At 35.9% G+C, this 19,329-nt stretch carries 13 protein-coding genes; 3 read left to right on the top strand and 10 right to left on the bottom strand.

The window, feature by feature from the left end; genetic code table 11:
* Window positions 1–8 precede the first annotated feature (8 nt).
* The 8 genes from ACMT7R_RS10830 to ACMT7R_RS10795 form a co-directional block, all read right to left on the bottom strand.
* Entirely contained in the window at window positions 9–1,139 is a 1,131-nt protein-coding gene (locus ACMT7R_RS10830; RefSeq protein WP_415311880.1) for a hypothetical protein, read from the bottom strand.
* 37 nt (window positions 1,140–1,176) lie between these two features.
* Window positions 1,177–1,785, bottom strand: coding sequence for a 30S ribosomal protein S7 (locus ACMT7R_RS10825; protein WP_415311878.1), 609 nt, complete (start codon window positions 1,783–1,785; stop codon window positions 1,177–1,179).
* Between the two features lie 2 nt (window positions 1,786–1,787).
* A complete protein-coding gene (locus tag ACMT7R_RS10820; RefSeq protein ID WP_415311876.1) occupies window positions 1,788–2,225 on the bottom strand; it encodes a 30S ribosomal protein S12 in 438 nt (145 codons plus the stop codon).
* A gap of 6 nt (window positions 2,226–2,231) precedes the next feature.
* On the bottom strand, window positions 2,232–2,702 hold the full coding sequence (locus ACMT7R_RS10815) for a NusA-like transcription termination signal-binding factor (protein WP_415311874.1): 471 nt from the start codon (window positions 2,700–2,702) through the stop codon (window positions 2,232–2,234).
* Window positions 2,703–2,884: 182 nt separating this feature from the next.
* On the bottom strand, window positions 2,885–3,184 hold the full coding sequence (locus ACMT7R_RS10810) for a ribosomal L7Ae/L30e/S12e/Gadd45 family protein (protein WP_415311872.1): 300 nt from the start codon (window positions 3,182–3,184) through the stop codon (window positions 2,885–2,887).
* Between the two features lie 7 nt (window positions 3,185–3,191).
* Complete coding sequence (locus ACMT7R_RS10805; protein ID WP_415311871.1) at window positions 3,192–6,986, bottom strand: DNA-directed RNA polymerase subunit A'; 3,795 nt, start codon at window positions 6,984–6,986, stop codon at window positions 3,192–3,194.
* A gap of 44 nt (window positions 6,987–7,030) precedes the next feature.
* Window positions 7,031–10,393, bottom strand: a complete 3,363-nt coding sequence (locus tag ACMT7R_RS10800; protein WP_415311870.1) for a DNA-directed RNA polymerase subunit B — start codon at window positions 10,391–10,393, stop codon at window positions 7,031–7,033.
* Between the two features lie 8 nt (window positions 10,394–10,401).
* A complete protein-coding gene (locus tag ACMT7R_RS10795; protein WP_415311868.1) occupies window positions 10,402–10,653 on the bottom strand; it encodes a DNA-directed RNA polymerase subunit H in 252 nt (83 codons plus the stop codon).
* A 488-nt stretch (window positions 10,654–11,141) separates the two neighbouring features.
* Here ACMT7R_RS10795 and ACMT7R_RS10790 point away from each other — a divergent pair, with 488 nt between their 5' ends.
* Window positions 11,142–12,395, top strand: a complete 1,254-nt coding sequence (locus ACMT7R_RS10790; protein ID WP_415311867.1) for a hypothetical protein — start codon at window positions 11,142–11,144, stop codon at window positions 12,393–12,395.
* A gap of 432 nt (window positions 12,396–12,827) precedes the next feature.
* Window positions 12,828–14,270 (top strand): hypothetical protein, encoded by a 1,443-nt coding sequence (locus ACMT7R_RS10785; protein WP_415311865.1) that lies wholly within the window; start codon window positions 12,828–12,830, stop codon window positions 14,268–14,270.
* A 43-nt stretch (window positions 14,271–14,313) separates the two neighbouring features.
* On the opposite strand, the gene ACMT7R_RS10780 is transcribed toward ACMT7R_RS10785, so the two are convergent.
* Complete coding sequence (locus tag ACMT7R_RS10780) at window positions 14,314–17,097, bottom strand: DEAD/DEAH box helicase (RefSeq protein ID WP_415311864.1); 2,784 nt, start codon at window positions 17,095–17,097, stop codon at window positions 14,314–14,316.
* Entirely contained in the window at window positions 17,090–17,287 is a 198-nt protein-coding gene (locus tag ACMT7R_RS10775) for a hypothetical protein (protein WP_415311863.1), read from the bottom strand. Before ACMT7R_RS10775 ends, ACMT7R_RS10780 begins: the two co-directional genes overlap by 8 nt.
* Window positions 17,288–17,424: 137 nt before the next feature.
* Between ACMT7R_RS10775 and ACMT7R_RS10770 the strand changes: the two genes are divergently transcribed.
* Window positions 17,425–19,320 (top strand): MBL fold metallo-hydrolase, encoded by a 1,896-nt coding sequence (locus tag ACMT7R_RS10770; protein WP_415311861.1) that lies wholly within the window; start codon window positions 17,425–17,427, stop codon window positions 19,318–19,320.
* The last annotated feature ends 9 nt before the right edge of the window (window positions 19,321–19,329 follow it).

The following is a 19,329-nucleotide window of genomic DNA, read 5'->3' as shown; positions in this document are numbered from 1 at the left end:
TTGATGATCTAAGAGATTTTTTTGAGATCATGTTGAAAATTTGTTAAGAGATCTATCTTCTTTGTGACTAATTCACGATACCAGAATTCATTATAATGACTTACTGTCAAGAACAAGAATTCAAGGTATGGTTTTATTTTGAAATCCTCTTCAAGCATTTCTAACGCCAAATAAGCTTCTGACAGATAAGACTTGCTTTTCTCCAGAGTCATTTTAAATCCAGTCCTTACGTCACCAGTCATTGAGGAAAAAAATAGTGGCCAAGACGGAGATTTGATCCCCCCAGTTCCAATTGCGTCTTGAATTTCATTGCCGCAGCCGACACACTCTGCCGCCTTGGCCATTCCAATATAGTAAATTTCTGATAGTGGTTTTTCATTAAGACACATATTTTTGCCAGCAGTACCAAGAACCGAACGGTATTTCTTATAACTCTGTTCTAAATTTTCATATGTTAAGTCAAGAGAATTAGTTTTCATTTCGTAATCTATTTTTTGACCCAATAGAGCATCCATAAAACCTATTTCAAATTCTTCAAAGACATCAGATCCTGCTTCCTTGATTTTGCGTTTGGCCAACGTCAAAATGTAAGGATTAATAAATTTATAATCCTCAAGATAATCAAGATCCTCATCTTTATCTAGAATCCTATCCATAGGTTCGCTGAGATCTATAGCAATTAAATGGCCATCTATTACATTATCACGCAGAATCCTATCATTGAAATTCCTCTTATCAGAATAGCCATCAAAAAGTGCAAAAAAAACCGGGTATGTCATTTTTACGAAATTAGAATTAAGTATCCTGTCTATCCTATCGTTGATCATGCTGCGGTCAGTCATTTTCGCTTTAGCGATGTCAATTTGATTCGTTTCGAGTTCTAGTTCTTTCGGACCACCTATTTCGTCAATGAATGCTTTATGGGTATCAATCGGGGAAGGATCAGAATGGATTAGTTCATAGATCCCATCTTTGTATCGCTGTACAAATCCACTATATTCCTTTTTTGATTCTTCTAAATAGTATTTAAATAGAGAATATTTCTTGTCCTTTAGCAATCCACTCTTTAGAATCATTCTACCGGAGGGGGTTGTCAACAAGTTTATCTTATTAAAAATATGATCGTCTTTGCCGCTCATTAAATGTCCCTAAAGTAGTTAATAGATAAAATATTAATTATCTAGATGACATTGCTATTCTTTCTTGTTCGTTCTTCTTTTTTATCGCATAACTATTCATGTCATTTTCTGATGCTAATATGATTTCTTTTGCCAAGACTTCTTCCATTGTCTGTGGAGAAGAATAAGTTGATTCCCTTACGCCTTCCGCAATAAATCTCAATGCTAAATCTACTCTCCTCAGTGGAGACACATCAACGGAGACGTGATATACTACACCTCCATATACTATCCTGGTCGTATCTTCATTGGGAGAAGCATTCTCAATGGCCCTTATAAGCAATTCAACTGGATTTTTACCAGTCTCTAAAAATATTATTTCAAGAGAAGTTTTCACCACATTCATTACTCGAGCTTTTTTGCCACCCATTCGACCAGTATTCTTTGCATATCTTTTTCCAAAATGCATCAGCTTGTTAGCCAATCGTTCGACTATATTGACTTCAGCTTTCTTAAGTCTTTGGTGTTCATGACGACCGAAAGTAATTGGAATAGTCATTGAAGGATGTAAATGAATTACGTTTTTTAATCCCTCGTCTTCAATTTCGATATTTGTTGTATCCCATTTGTTAAACAGGAGCATATTTGTTTGTTCTTTGCCACTCATTATTATCGCCTCGGTTTTTCTTTCCTTCCCCTAACTAACTGGTTAAGCGAAACACCGTTGACTTTGAAAACTTGCCATCGAACTCCCGGAATATCACCCATGGCTCCTCCCATAGACCCACCAATTCCTTCCAAAATCACCTCATCATGTTCATCAACAAAGTTCAATGCACCATCTCGAGGCAAGAATGCAGTTATTGATTTTCCATTCTTGATCAATTGTACTCTTACACATTTACGAACAGCAGAGTTAGGCTGTTTGGATTCAATTCCTACCTTTTCTAGCACAATTCCTCTAGCTTGCGGAGCACCCTCCAAAGGATTTGCTTTTTTATCGAGCATCAACATTCTTCTCTTATAATATTTGTTTGACCATCGGGCTCGCTTTCTTTTAGTCTTTAATACTCTGCCAGAAAATAATCCTAAAGGTGATTTACTCAACACATATCACATCTTTTCACTTTTAATTAATTGTTCCGGACTTATGACCAAAACATTTGTAATGTTAAAATATCTTTTTGCCAAGATTCTTGCTTTATCCACATTTCTACCATCCTTGCCGACTACGATTCCTTTTTTCTTTGAATCAACGACTACCAGTGCCTGTTTAGAGCCATCTGGTCGGTCGGTTAGTTTAATCTCTAAAATCAGATTAGAATTAAATATATTTTTTACAAAATCTACTGGATTGTCGGAGTGTTCTACCAATTCGATCTTCTTATTAATTACATTCTGCAGTTGTTTTATATTTGATCCACCCTTGCCTATTGCGATCCCCATTTGACCCTTGTTGACTACAAAAATCACTCTTTCCATTTTTTCATCTATCAAACAGTCTCGGGCATCAGCGGTAGTGACATTTTGAAACAAAGATAATAGCCGAAATTCATCTGGAGATAACTTAATTTTTTCACTCACTCTAGACTCACTCCACGGGAAATCAATAATTCTTCCAAGTACAAATAAGTCTCTCCAAGATATCCAATTTAAGTTTATTTTTAATTGCGAAATTTAAACCTAATGAGTGGTAGAAGGTAGTGCGTGTACTTCATGGCATTATCAATAAATTATGAAAAATCTGAATAAAAATCTATATCGCTCTACTTCTTTAGTTCAGTTATTTCTTCATCTGACACGTTTTTTAAAGATACCACACTTGTTCCATATGATACACTGCAAAGCCTTCCTAACAGTGCTGAATTTCCAGAGTATTCAATAACCTCGATTCCACTTTCCTCAGCTATTTTTTTCAACTTAATCTCGGAATCGCTGGATAGAGAACTAGACAGAACAATTAGCTTGGTACCTTTCATGTACTGCATTACCTCTTTATAACCCGTCTTTAATTTACTGCTTACAGCCGCTTCCTTCAGCAATTTTGCCAATTTTTTTTCATTCATTCTGTTTTTACTCCTTAACACTCATATATAGATCAATCATTCCAGTTCCAACTGGTACCGTGGCCCCTACAATAACATTTTCAGTAACCCCTTTCAATGGTTCTACCTGTCCTTCAAGTGCTGCCCTTGCTATTGTAGGGACGGTAATTTCGAATGCCGCTCTTGCTAAGACCGAAGTCTTTGTCCCTGCTATACCATGTCTTCCAATTTGTTGCAGGTAACCCTTAGAAGTCATCAAATCCGCAACTAACATGATATGTCGAATATCGACTTCAAGACCCTGTTCCTCTAGAGTATTTGTTATTTCCTTAACCAATGCCGTCCTAGCTGCTTCAATTCCAAGGGTTTGCCAAATTTCAAATACATTATTAGTAGTTATTCTGGTAACATCAATCCCATCAACCAATACTACTTTTGCTAAATTTGAACCGGCAGTTTGAATAACCCATTCATCATTTTGTTTTACTATAGTAACTCTTTCGATATCTGGGACTCCTTTTACCCGACCATTCAAGAGTTTGTTTCTCAGTGTGAGTAGAGTTTGAGCGTCAGGTTCCTGTGACAACGATATCTTGATCAATAACTGATCCTCATTAACCGTAACTTCATATCTTTTCTTCGAACTTTTCAGAACCTCATGAATTTCCTGAATAGATGTCCCCCTATCAGCAATCTTTTTATCCGAAAAATAAAAGGTGAGGTTTCCGCTATAATCTGTGTCAACTTTGCTTACCAAATCAGATATTCTAGTAAATATTATCCGCTTTGCAACTTCTAAAGCCTTTTCCCTTGATAACTTGTGCTCTTCATCTAGATAGATATCCATTGTAGGAGTAACAGGTTTTTTTCTCGCATCTACCAATTCAATTAGTCGAGGTAAACCCAAGGTAACGTTTCGCTCCTTTACTCCGGCGAAATGAAAAGTACGCAAAGTCATTTGTGTTCCAGGTTCACCTATGGACTGAGCCGTAACTACTCCGGCTGCTTCTCCAGGTTCTATCATTGCTTTTTCAAATAGATCCATAATCTTGTGAACTACCTTCTTAATACCCGATTTGCTAAGGGGATATGAGATTAGTGCGTTTTCTATATCTCGACCTAATTTAGGATTCATTTTTTCCTTGAACTTGGATAATAACTCTTTCATTTCTTCTTCTGATGTCTTTGGTCCATCATCTACAACCGATTCACTTTCAACGATTCTATTTATGTTTACAGCATCGCCATGATCGCTTTTGGCTGGATCAATACCATCATCCCCATAAATGTACTGAACGATATTTCCATGGGGATCTCTTACTGTCAGGTCATATTCAATTTTTAAATGCTCTAAGGCATTAATTAGTCTTCTCTGCATATAACCTGATTGTTGTGTCCTTACGGCAGTATCTACTAATCCTTCTCGACCCCCCATCGCATGGAAGAAAAATTCTATTGGGTTCAAACCATCTCGATAGTTTGATTTGACGAATCCTTTTGAATCCGGGTTTTGGTCTCCTGGCCTGAAGTGTGGCAAAGCTCGATTTCTATATCCTTTAATAATTCGTTTACCTCGTATAGATTGTTGACCTAGAGCAGCGGTCATCTGTCCGATATTCAATGTCGAGCCCCGAGCACCTGTAGAGGCCATTATCACACCGGAATTATCATCCGGAAAGGATCTATCAGCAATTTTACCGGCCCTATCTCTAGCTCTTGATAATTCGTTTACAACATACAGCTCTAATGCTTCTTCTGGTGACAAACCACGTGTTAAGGGTAAGGTACCGTCATGGTATTGTTTTATCAATTCATCGATCTTATTATAGGTTTTTTCAATTACATCGTATATTTCCTTGCGAGTATCATCACTTAGCCACAGGTCCGAATAACCATAACTAAAACCATTGTGAGTAATATAGGTCTTAAGCATTATGAGAATCGCATCGAGGAAACGTTTCGCTTCGTCGTTTCCATAGTCCTTTGCTATTCGGTGTAATACACTATCAGGTTCTTCAGCACCTATTGAAGCCTTATCAATGACACCAGAGATTAATTGCCCATTCCTTATAACCACATCCTTACCTTGTAATTTTGAAGCCTTATTCCACTTCGAGGTAATCACGAAGTTGAAATCTTTTGGCAAGAATAAGGAGAACAATTGCCTTCCTGTATAAAACATCTTTCCGTTCTTTTCAACTTCAGGTTTTGGCAATGGGCCATTATACCCGCCTAAGTAGGCAAAATTTGAAATTTCATCTACGGTCAACAAACTCTCGTCTTTAGTCAGCAAAAATGCACCAGTAATAAAATCTCTTATTCCACCAATTATTGGACCCCCATACCTTGGTGAAATAAGTTGGTCCTGAACTTTCATCAAAAGTGCAGCTTCTGCTCTTGCTTCTTGGCTTTGTGGCACATGCAAATTCATCTCATCACCATCAAAATCAGCATTGTAGGGAGGACAAACCGCAGGATGAAGTCTAAATGTTCTATAAGGAAGTACCCTGACATTATGGGCCATGATTGACATACGGTGTAATGATGGCTGACGGTTGAAAATTACAATGTCTCCATCCATCAAGTGCCGTTCGACTGTATATCCATTCATCAGTGAATCCGCAATGGCAGCTCGATCAGTGACGTAATCAAGCCTTATCTTTACGCCATCAGGCCTAATTATGTAATTTGCGCCAGGATAATTGTTTGGACCATTTAATACAAGATTTTTTAGCTTTTCCATATTCCATGACGATACGGTTTCCGGTATCGTAAGCTTCTTTGCAACATCGCTCGGGACCCCCACATCTGAAATGGTTAGATTAGGATCTGGAGATATTACTGTGCGGCTTGAAAAATCTACCCTCTTTCCTGACAATGAGCCTCTAAATCGCCCTTCTTTCCCTTTTAACCTCTGAGTTATAGTCTTCAAAGGCCTCCCGGATCGATGATGTGCCTGAGGAATTCCAGACACCTCATTATCGAAGTAAGTGGTAACATGATATTGTAATAAATCAACCAAGTCTTGAACAATCAATGGCGGAGTACCCGCTTCCTTACTTTCTTTTAATCTTTGATTAACTCTTATGATATCAACGAGTTTATGAGTCAAATCATCCTCGGATCTGATACCAGTCTCCAAAATAATCGATGGTCTAACAGTAACTGGAGGTACTGGCAACACTTGAAGTATAAACCATTCAGGTCTCGCTGTTTTAGGATCATAACCCAACAAAATAAGATCCTCGTTTGATACATTAAGTAATCTCTCTCTTATGGTAATTGGTAACAATCTATTTTCTCCTACGTCAGTCTTTTCTACAAAAATAGTTGGTTTTGTAAAGATTAAATCATACTGTTCCTTCTGACAGTGAGGACACACTTTGACTTTCTTAGATTTCTCAATTATTTCGTCCTTGACGTTTTCCAATGTAATAACAGCATAAGCAGCCTTACTATCCCGCAGATTCTTGTATTTTTCAAGATCCTCATTATTCAGTTTAATCCTGTTGCAGGATCTGCAAGTAATTAATAATAGTTTGTGAATGTCGTCTATGAACGCGATATGTAAAACTGGTTCAGCTAGTTCAATATGACCAAAATGACCAGGGCACCTTGCGGATGTATTACCACATGTTGCACATTTCTGACCCGGTTCTAAGGTGCCTAATCTGTTATCCATCAATCCTCCTTGAACAGGCATACCGTCTTCGTCATATGTTTCTGGTGCAGTTACCTCGGTGACACTAAATTTCCTTACTTCTACTGGAGACCAAATACTAAATCTAATTCCATCCAAAATTTTTACAGATTCATCATTCATTTAACAAAACTCCCATCTAAAGGAATACACATAAACAAAAAGGCTCAAACCTTCTCCTTTACCAGTAAGCGAGGTGCCACATTTAAACTCATCATTTCTTGCAACAGCAATTTAAAGGCATATGCAATAATAACGTTAGAGATCTTCGCTTTATCACCACAAACTCTACATACGTATTTTCTCTGTTTAGTATCAAAATATGATAATAGACCACATCTTTCACACACGTTTATCTCAGCCTTGTCAGACTCCTCCAACAATCTATCCTTTAGCATCATTGAAGCACCATAAGCAATCAAGCAATCTCTTTCCATTTCTCCAAATCTTAAGCCTCCACCTCGCGCTCTACCTTCTGTAGGTTGTTTAGTTAGCATCTGTACCTGACCCCTTGCTCTGCTATGGATCTTGTCTGCAACCATGTGATGTAGTTTTTGATAGTAAACAACTCCAACATACACATCCATCGGAAATTTCTTACCGGTTCTACCATCATACATTATCTCCTTCCCACTGTGCTTGAATCCGTAAGCCTCCATGATATCCTTAATATCGTTAAGTTTTTCGCCTAAAAATGCTGATCCATCAACTATTTTACCTCTTAGAGACGCTGCCTTTCCTCCAAGGGATTCCATGAACATCCCGACTGTCATCCTTGAAGGAAACGCATGAGGATTTATCATCACATCTGGGACTACTCCATCCTCGGTATAGGGCAAGTCCTCTTGGTTTACTAGCATTCCGACAACCCCTTTTTGGCCATGTCGTGAGGCAAATTTATCACCAATTTCGGGGATCCTCATATCTCTTACCCTAATTTTATACATTTTACCACCCTCCACAGACTGTGTCATTATGACAGTATCTACAACGCCATTTTCAGATGGTCTAACACCAATTGACGTGTCTCTTCTATACGGCCCCTTAACCTCAAATTCCTTGTATTCTTCCATAAATCTTGGCGGCGACGTTCGACCTATCAATATGTCACCTCCGTTGACCACTGATTCATGCATTATCGCCCCATCTTGTTCCAGTAAGCGGTATGATTTTTCTCCCCTGTATCCACGAATATTTGCCTCTGATGATGGTATTTCAAAAGTATCCTTCATACCCCCCGGATATTGTTTTGCTTCAGCCTCATAAACACGATAAAAGAATGTTCTTGCCAATCCTCTATCTACAGATGATTTACTGAACACCACCGCATCTTCAATATTATAACCTTCAAAAGGAAGGACGGCCACCACGCAGTTCTGACCCGTTGGCCGCTCATCCAAACCAAGCAGATTAATGGCCTTGGTAGTAACGACTGGCATTTGGGGATAAAGCATAAAGTGTTGCCGAACATATGTGCTTGCATTCATTAACGGTGTCGAAAATCCAAGACTTTGTTTGGCCATTGCACTCTCATAGGTATTACGAGGAGACTGATTGTGTTCAGGATAAGGAATAATCGATGCACCCACACCTAATATGGATGACAAGAAAATCTCAACGTGAGTATGGTCGCTTGAAATATTTTTTAGTTCGCTTGCGATATAACAATTCTCTTCCTCATTGGCATCAACCAATTCAATAATACCCATATATAATAGGTCAGTCCATGACAAAAATTTCTTGGATATCTTATCTATAACTTCTTTAGTTAATAATATGTTACCATCCTTAACTATTGCAACAGGTCTCAGGACACGGCCAGAATTACAACTAATATATAACCTCTTGGTTGCATTCTCATTAAGTGAAGAATAGTAGTAAATTCCCATATGTGGATGCATTCTTCCGGATCTCCTCATGGTTCGCAGCCTATTAGCCAATGAACCCCCATCCTCGATATATCCTATCAATCTACCATCAACAAAAATTCTCGCTCCTTTTTGTTTTAATTCATCGTTGGTTTCGTTTACATTTTGTACTCCCAATTCATATAGTTTTTCGATTACGTCTGAGGATAACACACTTACTGAGATAACAGCAGATAATGCCAGATTCTTCACCAATCCACAATTAGATCCTTCAGGGGTTTCAGACGGACATATACGCCCAAAATGAGTTGCATGTAGATCTCGTGCCTCAAAATTTGGTTGACTCCTGCTTAAAGGAGATTGTATACGTCTTAAATGGCTCACTGTCGACATATAATTTGTCCTATCCAATAACTGCGTAACACCAACTCTACCTCGTCCCCAGTTGCCTGTTGCAATAGCATTATTTAGTTTATCTGAAATTATTCCTGGTCTTACTGCTGCGGCTACTGCATTGATGCCGCGCTTCTGACCAGATCTTTCCAATTGGTATTTCATATCTCGAATTAAATTTCTAAATGCTGTTCTAAACAAATCAGCTAACATTTGACCAGCAAACTTGATGACTTTGTTACCATAATGGTCTTTGTCATCAGGATCTATCCAGTTAAGATTCAATTCAATCAACTTGCATGCAGATTCACCTAAGAACAATGCCTTTTCGTATCGATTGTCTGGATTTTTCCCTAAATGTGGTAACAATCCCCAATCTAATAAGGTTTCGGCCCTCTTGATTTGAAATTCTTCTAACATACCCGGGGCAATTCTCTTACTTATGTAAATAATAGCATCTCTACTAGTTGTTACTTCGCCAGATTTTTCAAATGATGGCTCAAGTTCGTCCTGAATGGCGTCATTTAGTGAAACTGCATTTGCTATGTCTTTATCTGATTCTAGCCCTAAAGCTCTTATCAAAATAATTAACGGGATATCTACAGGAGAGCCAGGTATCTTAGATACGATGGAACCGTCAGGTCTCATTATCAATTCCAATTTAGCTCTATATCCAACAATCGATGAGTAAACCTTAGCCTTATAAAGCATAGTTCCAGAGGTTTCTTCTATATCTACTATGATTTTATTGTAAGATAAATCTTCTAACCCTACGATCACTCTCTCTGACCCATTAATAATAAAATAACCCCCAGGATCTTTTGGATCTTCTCCGACATCGACTAATTTTATCTCCGAATAATTGTGAAGCATACAAGCATTCGATTTGACCATTACAGGCATATCCCCGATATGGATGAATCGAGATTCTAATGTCTTGCCCTCCTCAACAATGCTACATTCTAGCATGATTGGAGAAGCGTATGTCAAGTTCCGAAGGCGGGCTTCAACTGGTGCAACATGTGTGATGGATCCATCTAATTCCATTATTCTAGGCTGTTGCATCTTTATTTTTCCAAGCTTGATTTTATATGGATATTCGGCAGTCTCTATCTCAATTTCATTAACTTCATCGATTATGCTTTGAAGCCCTCTTTCTATGAACTCATTGTATGAATTAAGATGTTGTCTAGCAACACCCTCTCTCCGCAGTATATCATTTATGATGGGCCACATATCAATAGAATTATTACTAATACTGACTGTCATGATCTAGATCAACCTTCTACTACATATCGGTAATATACACTTTCACCCGCTGTTGAGCTCTTTCTGGTGATCTTAATAACGTCTCCTGGTTGCGCTCCCGATCCTTGTATCCCTTTATCGGAGGACATGATATAAGGAAATTGACTAGGTTTGGAATTAAATTTTTTAAAAACCAGCTCAGCTTCGTCTTTGGAGAGTATTTCATGTTTAGGCTGATAAATATGATCCACAATTTTTATTTCCTTTTTTTCAGTAGACAAAATCACTTCTCTCCTGAGCCAAACTTAAATTATATAATAACAAAAGAATCGTCAAATATCCTATAAAATACAGGTCGATTATATATAATCTTCCCCTACCACTGCAAATATGCACACAAGATGGCAAAGGGCAAGGGCTCCAAATTTTCATTGATTTTTTCAAGACTATCCTTCAACTAAGAAATGGACTTTATGCTACAAATATATTTAGATAAAATAAACCAAAATAAAATAGAAAGCTCATATCTGAAAATAAATAACGAAGGAACAGTTAACTAAGACTGCGGCCATTTTTGACTGTATCAATGATAACAATTGAGGAAGTAATAAATTCAAATTATTGTTCACATTATGATAACAATTCTTGTTATATACATTTAGGGGTGAGAATTAAATAAATACTCGTTACTTTGATAAAACAGATCAGTATATCATGATTTTGCTTAAGAATAATTCTTATATGATGAGGCGGGCGTAATACTATACGGTTGTGGAAAAATGGAAATTCGCTGGTCAGCAATTCAATCCTAGACTATCAGTCTATGGCATGGTTAGTAATTGGATTGGCATGTTTGAGTGTTTTCTATTTTATGCTTGATTCCAATTTAGTTAACTCAACCATCGAACCCGAATCTAATTATGAGAATTATGACGCGAAAAATACGACCTTTGAGACAGCTAAGACCAATGTCTCAAACTTGTCTTATGATATATATTATCAAATGATGGTAGGTAATACAATTATTCCTGTTAAGATATCCAGTTTAGGAAACCCTGTTTCCAATATAAATTATGATAACGAAGAAAAAAGTATTATTCTTGTAATTAATTCCCTTAATGAAAAAATAGACAAGTTAATAATAGACATACCAAGGATTATTCTTGATTCCAAGGTAAACGGCAATGACAAGAATTTTACAGTGTTGGCAGATGATCAGCCAGCTAAATTTTTAGAGATAAAAAATCCCGATAAAGGGAAACCAATTTTGAATAGTACGATTGGCAATATATCAGCGGTACAATATTCCAACAATACAGAAAGTAGAAAATTAATGGTGGAATTTGAATCGAATACAAAAATAATCGAAATAATTGGAACTGATACCACTCTAGCAAATGAGAAAAATATCCCCATCGGAGAAGTTAATTCTCTATTTCATGTACCCATTCTGATTGACAATAATACAGAAAATTTATCATTACAGCTAAGTGGTGGTACATTGGACTATATTCAATTAACTTCGAGTTCTGAGGATAACCGGACCCTATTACTATCAATATCGTCATATAGCAACAAAGGCAATCTAATAATAGACATACCAAGGATTATTCTTGATTCCAAGGTAAACGGCAATGACAAGAATTTTACAGTGTTGGCAGATGATCAGCCAGCTAAATTTTTAGAGATAAAAAATCCCGATAAAGGGAAACCAATTTTGAATAGTACGATTGGCAATATATCAGCGGTACAATATCCCAACAATACAGAAAGTAGAAAATTAATGGTGGAATTTGGATCAAATACAAAAATAATCGAAATAATTGGAACTGATACCACTCTAGCAAATAATCAGTCTATAGACAATAGCACTCAAAACAACACGATTCCAGAGAAGGATAGAAACCTTGGAAATTTCGTGTTTCCAATTATATCCATAATTGTTTCATTGGTCGGAATCTCACTCTTTTTCTATTTCCGTAAAAATAAGGCCCATCTAATGAATAAATTTAAGCCAAAATAGATAATAGGAAAATTTTAGGTTCTATTGCGCTTCAGATCTCAACTCGGTATTCAAATATTGTAATGGTACGAGATTTTAAAAACGATGAAATATTGCTACACACTCTTTATGAGCAAATCATCGTTTTTAGGGGTAATCAATCACAAGCATGCGAATTTATTGCCAAGATATGAAATTTTGTTTCGAAGTGAATCAAGTTTGGTCCAAAATCGAATCTAGAAATAAAACATTTACATTGAAAAAGGAGAAATATTACAATTTTGTATTACTTTTAATAATATTTAAGTAAATAATGCAATATTTTAAGAACAAATAAATAGTACGTTTGGGCGATACTGATGATAGTTGTTCTTGATGTTTTTCGGAAATTGTTAATCAATATTAGAAAATTTTTTTAAATTAAAATATGTATAGTGAAATAGATCACTGTAATTGACATTAGACTACAACAAAATGATTGAAATAATTTTAGAAGAGAACCAAGAACTTGATTTTGACAAACTAAAGGAAATGATTGAAGAAAAAAAAGCTAATGTTGGAGCAGGCTACTTAACTGACCAAGGAGCTTTGTTTTTGGTAGCTGCAGATTTGGGCATATCTTTGGAAAAATCTCCAAAGACAGAATACAAGATAAAAGATATTTTCATAGGAGCTCGTGATATTACAATAATTGGTAGAATAATAACTATAAATCCTATCCGAACATTTCTAAAGAGAGATTCAGATCAAGAATCAAGAAATAGAATTATATCCATATATGATAAGGACTCTAGTATCAGGATCAAACTTTGGGATGATCTGGTTGATTTTCCTGAACAACTTAATTTAAAACAAGGAGATTTAATCAAGGTATCAAATTGCCAAGTAAAGTCGGGATTAGATAATAGACCAATAGTGAATCTAGGCAACAGTGGTTCTATTGATTTGATAATTGATGATACTAAACATCATATCCCTACCTTATCTGAAATCACGGTAACAATCGATGATTTGTCAACACCCAAAGACAATTTGGTAATAGTAGGTAATATTAGTTCAGATCCCAGAATCTCTGAATTCACCAATAGTAGAGGAGAACACTCAAAGTCCTTGCACTTGGAGTTATCAAATGAAGAAGGTACACGTAAGATCCGGTGTGTGATTTGGAATATAACTGAAGAAAGCGTTCCAAAGACATTAACAAATAACTCCAAAATAAAATTGATAGGAGTTAAAACCAAAGTCGGTAATCCTAATTTTGGAAATGGCGATTTGGAAATTCATGGAGACGAAGGAACCGTGATAGAATTATTAGAAGAGGAAAATCCCATTGAAAACTATATTTTAAGAGTAATTTCAAAAAGAATCGATAAAAATGATGGTAAGTTATTATCTATGGCTATAGATAGAGAAAGTAGACCATACTTCTTGAAGATAAATACCAAACTCTTTGAAACGAATATAGATTATGATGATATAATTGAATGTTATCCGACTAGGATATTAGGTAACACAATCGAACTTACCGAACAAGACTCTTTTATTCAAGTTTTGAATAATGAGCAAGAATTTCCGCGAGCTGAGCAATTCGAAATCAAAATCAAGAATATTGGCACAATAAATAGACCATATATTGTAGAAGCCATTGTTCTTCAAATGCCAAATGCCTCAGAAGTTAATACTAAAAGTGGAGAATTGATTACAGTAGCTGATACAATAGTAGGTGACGACACCGGTGAAATTAGGCTTGTAGGATGGAGAGAGAACAGTAGTTTGGTAAGTCAACTCAAGATAGGAGAAAGAATAAAAATTATGGCAGCAGTTGCAGTTAACGGCAGAGAAGGAAACATAGAGTTGTCATTGAAGCCTTACTCAGAAATTGTACAAGTCAGCTAGTATCAATTAGGAAAGATATTACATATACATACATTCATGTAACTTAGCTGTCCCAAAATCCTCTCGTTGTTATATACTGTTTCTCCGCCTCGTAAATTGCCTTCAGCAAATTTTCTTCATCAGTATAATTTCGCAAGATTCTTGCACAAGTGTCAACACCAATACCATGTCCAGATAAAACAAAGATTGCCATTTTCCCAAAGTTATTAATTAGCGACGCCAATTTCCACGCTCTATCAAATTTATTCATTTCATCCTTGGTAAGGCTAGCCCCAATCATTTTCCGGCTAACAATATTTCTTAAATCAGTATCCTTCCAAAAAGTAGCCGAAATCAGCTTTGATTTGCAAAACGGACACCCTATTTTTTCGGGGACCTCCTGGGTTTCATAAACTCGTTCCCATTTCGCGCATCTTACACAAATTAATTTATGCTTAGTTCTTGTCAATCTCTCTCTGATCAACTCAAGAATTCCACTCTCCATACCTTGGGGTGATGAAATTGTCTTCTTCGATTTGGCTAGAATAGGTTGAGATAACCCCGAAAATCTAGTGTTTTCGAACCAGTGTATCTTGATGGAGCTTGTTTTAATCTTATTAATTATGACTAAAGTATTACCAATATCGAATTTATCATGAATTAGTTCCCGAATGGACTCTTTGCTTATAGAAGTTTTTCGGTATTTCTCATATATCATGCGGGCCATTCTCTTGTCGTAAATAGAGCGCTTGTCGATTATCCCAAATCGCTTCGCAATCATCCAAACTTTCCAATTTATGTTATAGGTACCTGTAAAGGAAGCTATTAAAACAGATTCGATATCAAAATCGTTATCAAATAGAGAAAATACATGATTTTGTCTTAGTCGGGCATTTGCTGAGCTTAGTAGGATTCTATATGGATCGGATCGATATTCGATCTCGTATCCAGTCATTGAAGAAATAAATGTAGAAAAAAGAGATCCCAAAGTGTTATTTATTTTCGAGCCAAACGTGCTATGTATGATTACTAAATTATCCGAAGGCATAGCCTCAATAACGATATTATGAGAATCCGGAATTATAAGGAGGGGACTCATGTAATCAGATAGTTTAGTAACAAGTTGCAGGTCCACTTGTTTTAAAACATTCATTTGAAATCGCTGAGAGGAGTTCAGGCTTCCTCTTACTCTTCCAACCAACTTCGCAGTCTCATAGTCAACAGGAATCATTTCGCCAACCCAATATGGGATGTTTATCGGGGCACCGCTAAGTGGTTCAACATGCACCTGAAATTTTCCCTCATTTACAGCCAAAATTCTCCATTGAGAACCCTTTAATACAAAAACGTTCCCTTTTTCCCCATAGTCGCCCACAAACTGTTGATCTAATGTTCCTATCCTCTTATTAGATATAGAATCAATTACTTCAAATTTTACTACATGAGGAATTGTGGAGACATTCTCATAATAGTAAAGGTATGTTTTTCGTGTTCTCCATATGAGATTATTTTCTCTATCTAACCTAAGAATATAATTATTGGCTAAAAGATTTATACAATCGTTAAAATCAAAAAAAGTCAGAGATCTGAAAAGATATGCTGAGGAAAATATCTCAAAAAGATTTTTGAAATTTAATTTTTCCCTACTTTGTAGAACGGAACCTACTATGTTGTGTGCTAATACATCGAGCGAGCATTCATGAGGTGACTGATCCTCTATCGAACCTCTATTCACTCGATGAATTATGCTCAATGATTCAATATAATCATCATAATTATTAGTTAGGATCAATCCTTTTGCCGATGCATTACGAGAATGCCTGCTCCGGCCAATTCTCTGCATTAATTTGGAAACTTGCCTTGGGGAGCCATAATGAATTACGAGATCAATTGAACCGATATCTAAACCTAGTTCCAAAGATGAGGTGCATACAACAATTCCCACAAAACCATTTCGTAAAAAATTTTCTGTTTCCTCTCGAATATCTTTGGATAAAGAACCATGATGAACATGTATATCGATGGTATTTTGACTTTTTAATACGGTACCCAAAAATTCTGATTCATCCCTAGTGTTAGTGAAAAGCAAAACAGAAGACATTGGATGATTGGTAGTCACATAATCTAGGATGTAACCAGAAACCTCTTTTATCGACCCTTCAATATGCCTTAATTCGAGATCATATTTTCGCAGTGTTCTATCGATCATGATCGCACATTTCCTTCGGCTTCCAGTTAAAAATTTAGCAGTGGTTGAAATATCTCCTACCGTGGCTGAAATTCCAATTCTGCAAAACGTCGAAGTAATCAACGTTAGTCTCTCCAAGGCCAAGGAAAGATAAGCGCCCCTTTTTGAGGGTATTATTTCATGTATTTCATCTATAATCACCCATTGTACTGTCTTCAGTAAATCACTCATTTTCTCATTGACCAACATTATTCCCAATGATTCAGGAGTTGTAATTAAGATCTCAGGAGGATCTTGGATAATTTTTTTACGTTTGGAATACGGAGTGTCACCATGTCTAACTTCTACACCTAAATTTTCTGATGTTGAATACTTAATTATTCTCCTAAGGACATCATTATTTAGAGAACGTTGCGGTGTAATGTACAAACATTTGATTCCACTGTTTTCTTTGATGCATTTCTTTTCATCACTTAAAATACTAATAACAGGAATTATAGCAGCTTCGGTCTTCCCGGACCCCGTAGGAGCAACCAATAGCGAATGTCTTTTTCGCGCGATTACTTTGTAAGATTGTGCTTGAATTGATGTTAATTGTTTGAAAGATTCTTTTTCAAACTTTGCTAAAATTAATTGTTCTGTTTGAGCGTAATCATTCAACTTTATCAAATTGTTGTTTGGTTTTGACTTTGGATGCCTTCCTTCCTAGTTTTGTCGCTCCAATAGTGTTTTCAAATTCTTTTCCTTTTCCTTTGTTAAATAAATATTCATAGGCGAAAATGGAAATCAACGCAGCAAGAAATATTATTAATGATGAAGAAAAAACCATACTATCAAAAGAGTCGGCCATATTACTAACTATATAATCATGGTGTCAAGATATAAATATGTTAAATAAATAACCAATTATTGTAAATAGGTTTTTATACAAAAGAGTTCTTTATTAATTGTTTTACTATTTGATTTTCGTTAAGAACTGGGATAAACATGTACTCTAGGTCGTCTGAATCTAATCCCAATATGCAAGATGCGCAATCCGTAATGGCAACTATTCTTCAAAATCTGCCGCGAGAATGTTCTTTAACCAAGATAGAATACGAGGGCCCAAGAATAGCTCTTCACACCAATAATCCAAAGTTTTTACTAGAAAATAGCAAAATCCTTCCGAACATAGTTGCACAAATTAAAAAGCGAATAGTATTGCGAATAGACGAATCGATAAGGATTGAAGAAGAAGGAGTTAAAAAGATGGTAGGAAAATATATCCGGGAAAAATCTAATATTTCTGATATCCTTTTTGATCCTGCCCTTGGTGAGGCAACCATATTCTTAAAAAAGTTTTTAGAAACAAGCAATCTTGAAAATATGATTAATAAACTAACATTAGAAACAGGGTGGAAGATAATATTTAAAAAAACTCCTAAAATAGTATCCACCATAAAAGCAATAAATAAAATAACTAAGGATTCTTCGGACTACAGAATTCAATTTTTCAAAAGAGTTGGCGAAAAAATATTCCGAGAAAAAATGACCTCAAATATTGAAACTAGTTTGATATCATTGGGCGGATTTGCTGAAATAGGTAGGTCCGCCATTGTACTTAGTACCAATGAGAGCAATATACTTCTCGATTGTGGTTTAAATGATTATACTAACGATCCACTTTTGAAGTTTCCAAGATTTGACTCTATAGGCTTGAAGTTGTCAGATATTGATGCAATACTGCTAAGTCACGCTCATTTCGATCATACTGGATTTTTGCCAGTATTGTTCAAATACGGTTACCAAGGTCCAGTTTACTGTACCGAGCCTACTGCATATTTAATGTACATCCTATTCAAAGAACACGTAAAGAATAATGGACAGTATGCGAATTATGATGATAAAGACTATGAAAAGATTTTCTCACATATTATATATTTGAATTACAATATCGTTACCGACCTCACTCCAGATATTAAGGTAACATTATATAACGCTGGTCATGTATTAGGATCGACTTCTTTTCACTTTCATATAGGTAACGGGGATCACAATTTCGTTTATACGGGTGATCTTAAGTTTGGAAAGAGTTCATATTTAGAGAATGCGGTTTGGAATTTTCCCAGAGTAGAAACCATACTAATAGAAGGCACTAATGGCGGAAGAGAAGATTCTTTTGTGACAAGGGAAGAGGCAGAGTTAAAACTTATTGATGAAATAAATCAAGTATTAAAAACCAAGAAAATTATCCTTATGCCAACTCAATTAATAGGAACCTCTCAAGAAATGATAGTAACATTGGATCAACTAATAAGACAGAAGAAGATCAAGAAATGCAAAATTTTTGTTGATGGATTACTATCAGAAATAAATTCAATACATGAATTTGATTCCGAGTTCCTTAATAAGGATTTGCATAGTAGTATTTTGTCAGATGAGTACAACCCTTTTCGATCAAGGTCGATTACTATTATTACGGATATCGAAAGACAACAATTTAACTCTGGGATAGTAATACACCCATCATCAATGCTTAATTGTATTCACAGTTTCGACTATTTGAAGAGGTTAGCAACAGATCCAGATAACCTGATTATTTTTACCTCTAAACCAAATGAAACCAGTATTGCCAAGCAAATTATTGATGGGAAGAGAATATTTTCAAATGAAAAAGGGCAAATTGAAATCAAATGCAGAGTTGAAAGCATCTATTCATTAAATTCACATTCGGATTTCAATCAGCTTAATGCTTATATTTCACGATTGAAACCAAAGCTAAAGAAAATAATTGTTAATCATGGAGAAAGGGCTAAGGTCCAAAACTTTTCAAGCTACTCAAGCAAAGTCCACAATATCTCTACTCAATACATGCAAAATCAGGAAGCAATGAGATTATTATAATGATGTTGT

The sequence above is a fragment of the Candidatus Nitrosocosmicus sp. FF01 genome, from assembly GCF_047711275.1.
GTDB lineage: Archaea > Thermoproteota > Nitrososphaeria > Nitrososphaerales > Nitrososphaeraceae > Nitrosocosmicus.
Note: the sequence above shows the minus strand (reverse complement) of the source record. Positions and strands in the feature narration are given on the sequence as shown.

Coding starts and splice junctions, on each gene's coding strand:
- ACMT7R_RS10830 (WP_415311880.1), bottom strand. CDS start 1,139: ATGAGCGGCAAAGACGATCATATTTTTAATAAGATAAACTTGTTGACA.
- ACMT7R_RS10825 (WP_415311878.1), bottom strand. CDS start 1,785: ATGAGTGGCAAAGAACAAACAAATATGCTCCTGTTTAACAAATGGGAT.
- ACMT7R_RS10810 (WP_415311872.1), bottom strand. CDS start 3,184: ATGAATGAAAAAAAATTGGCAAAATTGCTGAAGGAAGCGGCTGTAAGC.
- ACMT7R_RS10805 (WP_415311871.1), bottom strand. CDS start 6,986: ATGAATGATGAATCTGTAAAAATTTTGGATGGAATTAGATTTAGTATT.
- ACMT7R_RS10800 (WP_415311870.1), bottom strand. CDS start 10,393: ATGACAGTCAGTATTAGTAATAATTCTATTGATATGTGGCCCATCATA.
- ACMT7R_RS10775 (WP_415311863.1), bottom strand. CDS start 17,287: ATGGCCGACTCTTTTGATAGTATGGTTTTTTCTTCATCATTAATAATA.
- ACMT7R_RS10770 (WP_415311861.1), top strand. CDS start 17,425: ATGTACTCTAGGTCGTCTGAATCTAATCCCAATATGCAAGATGCGCAA.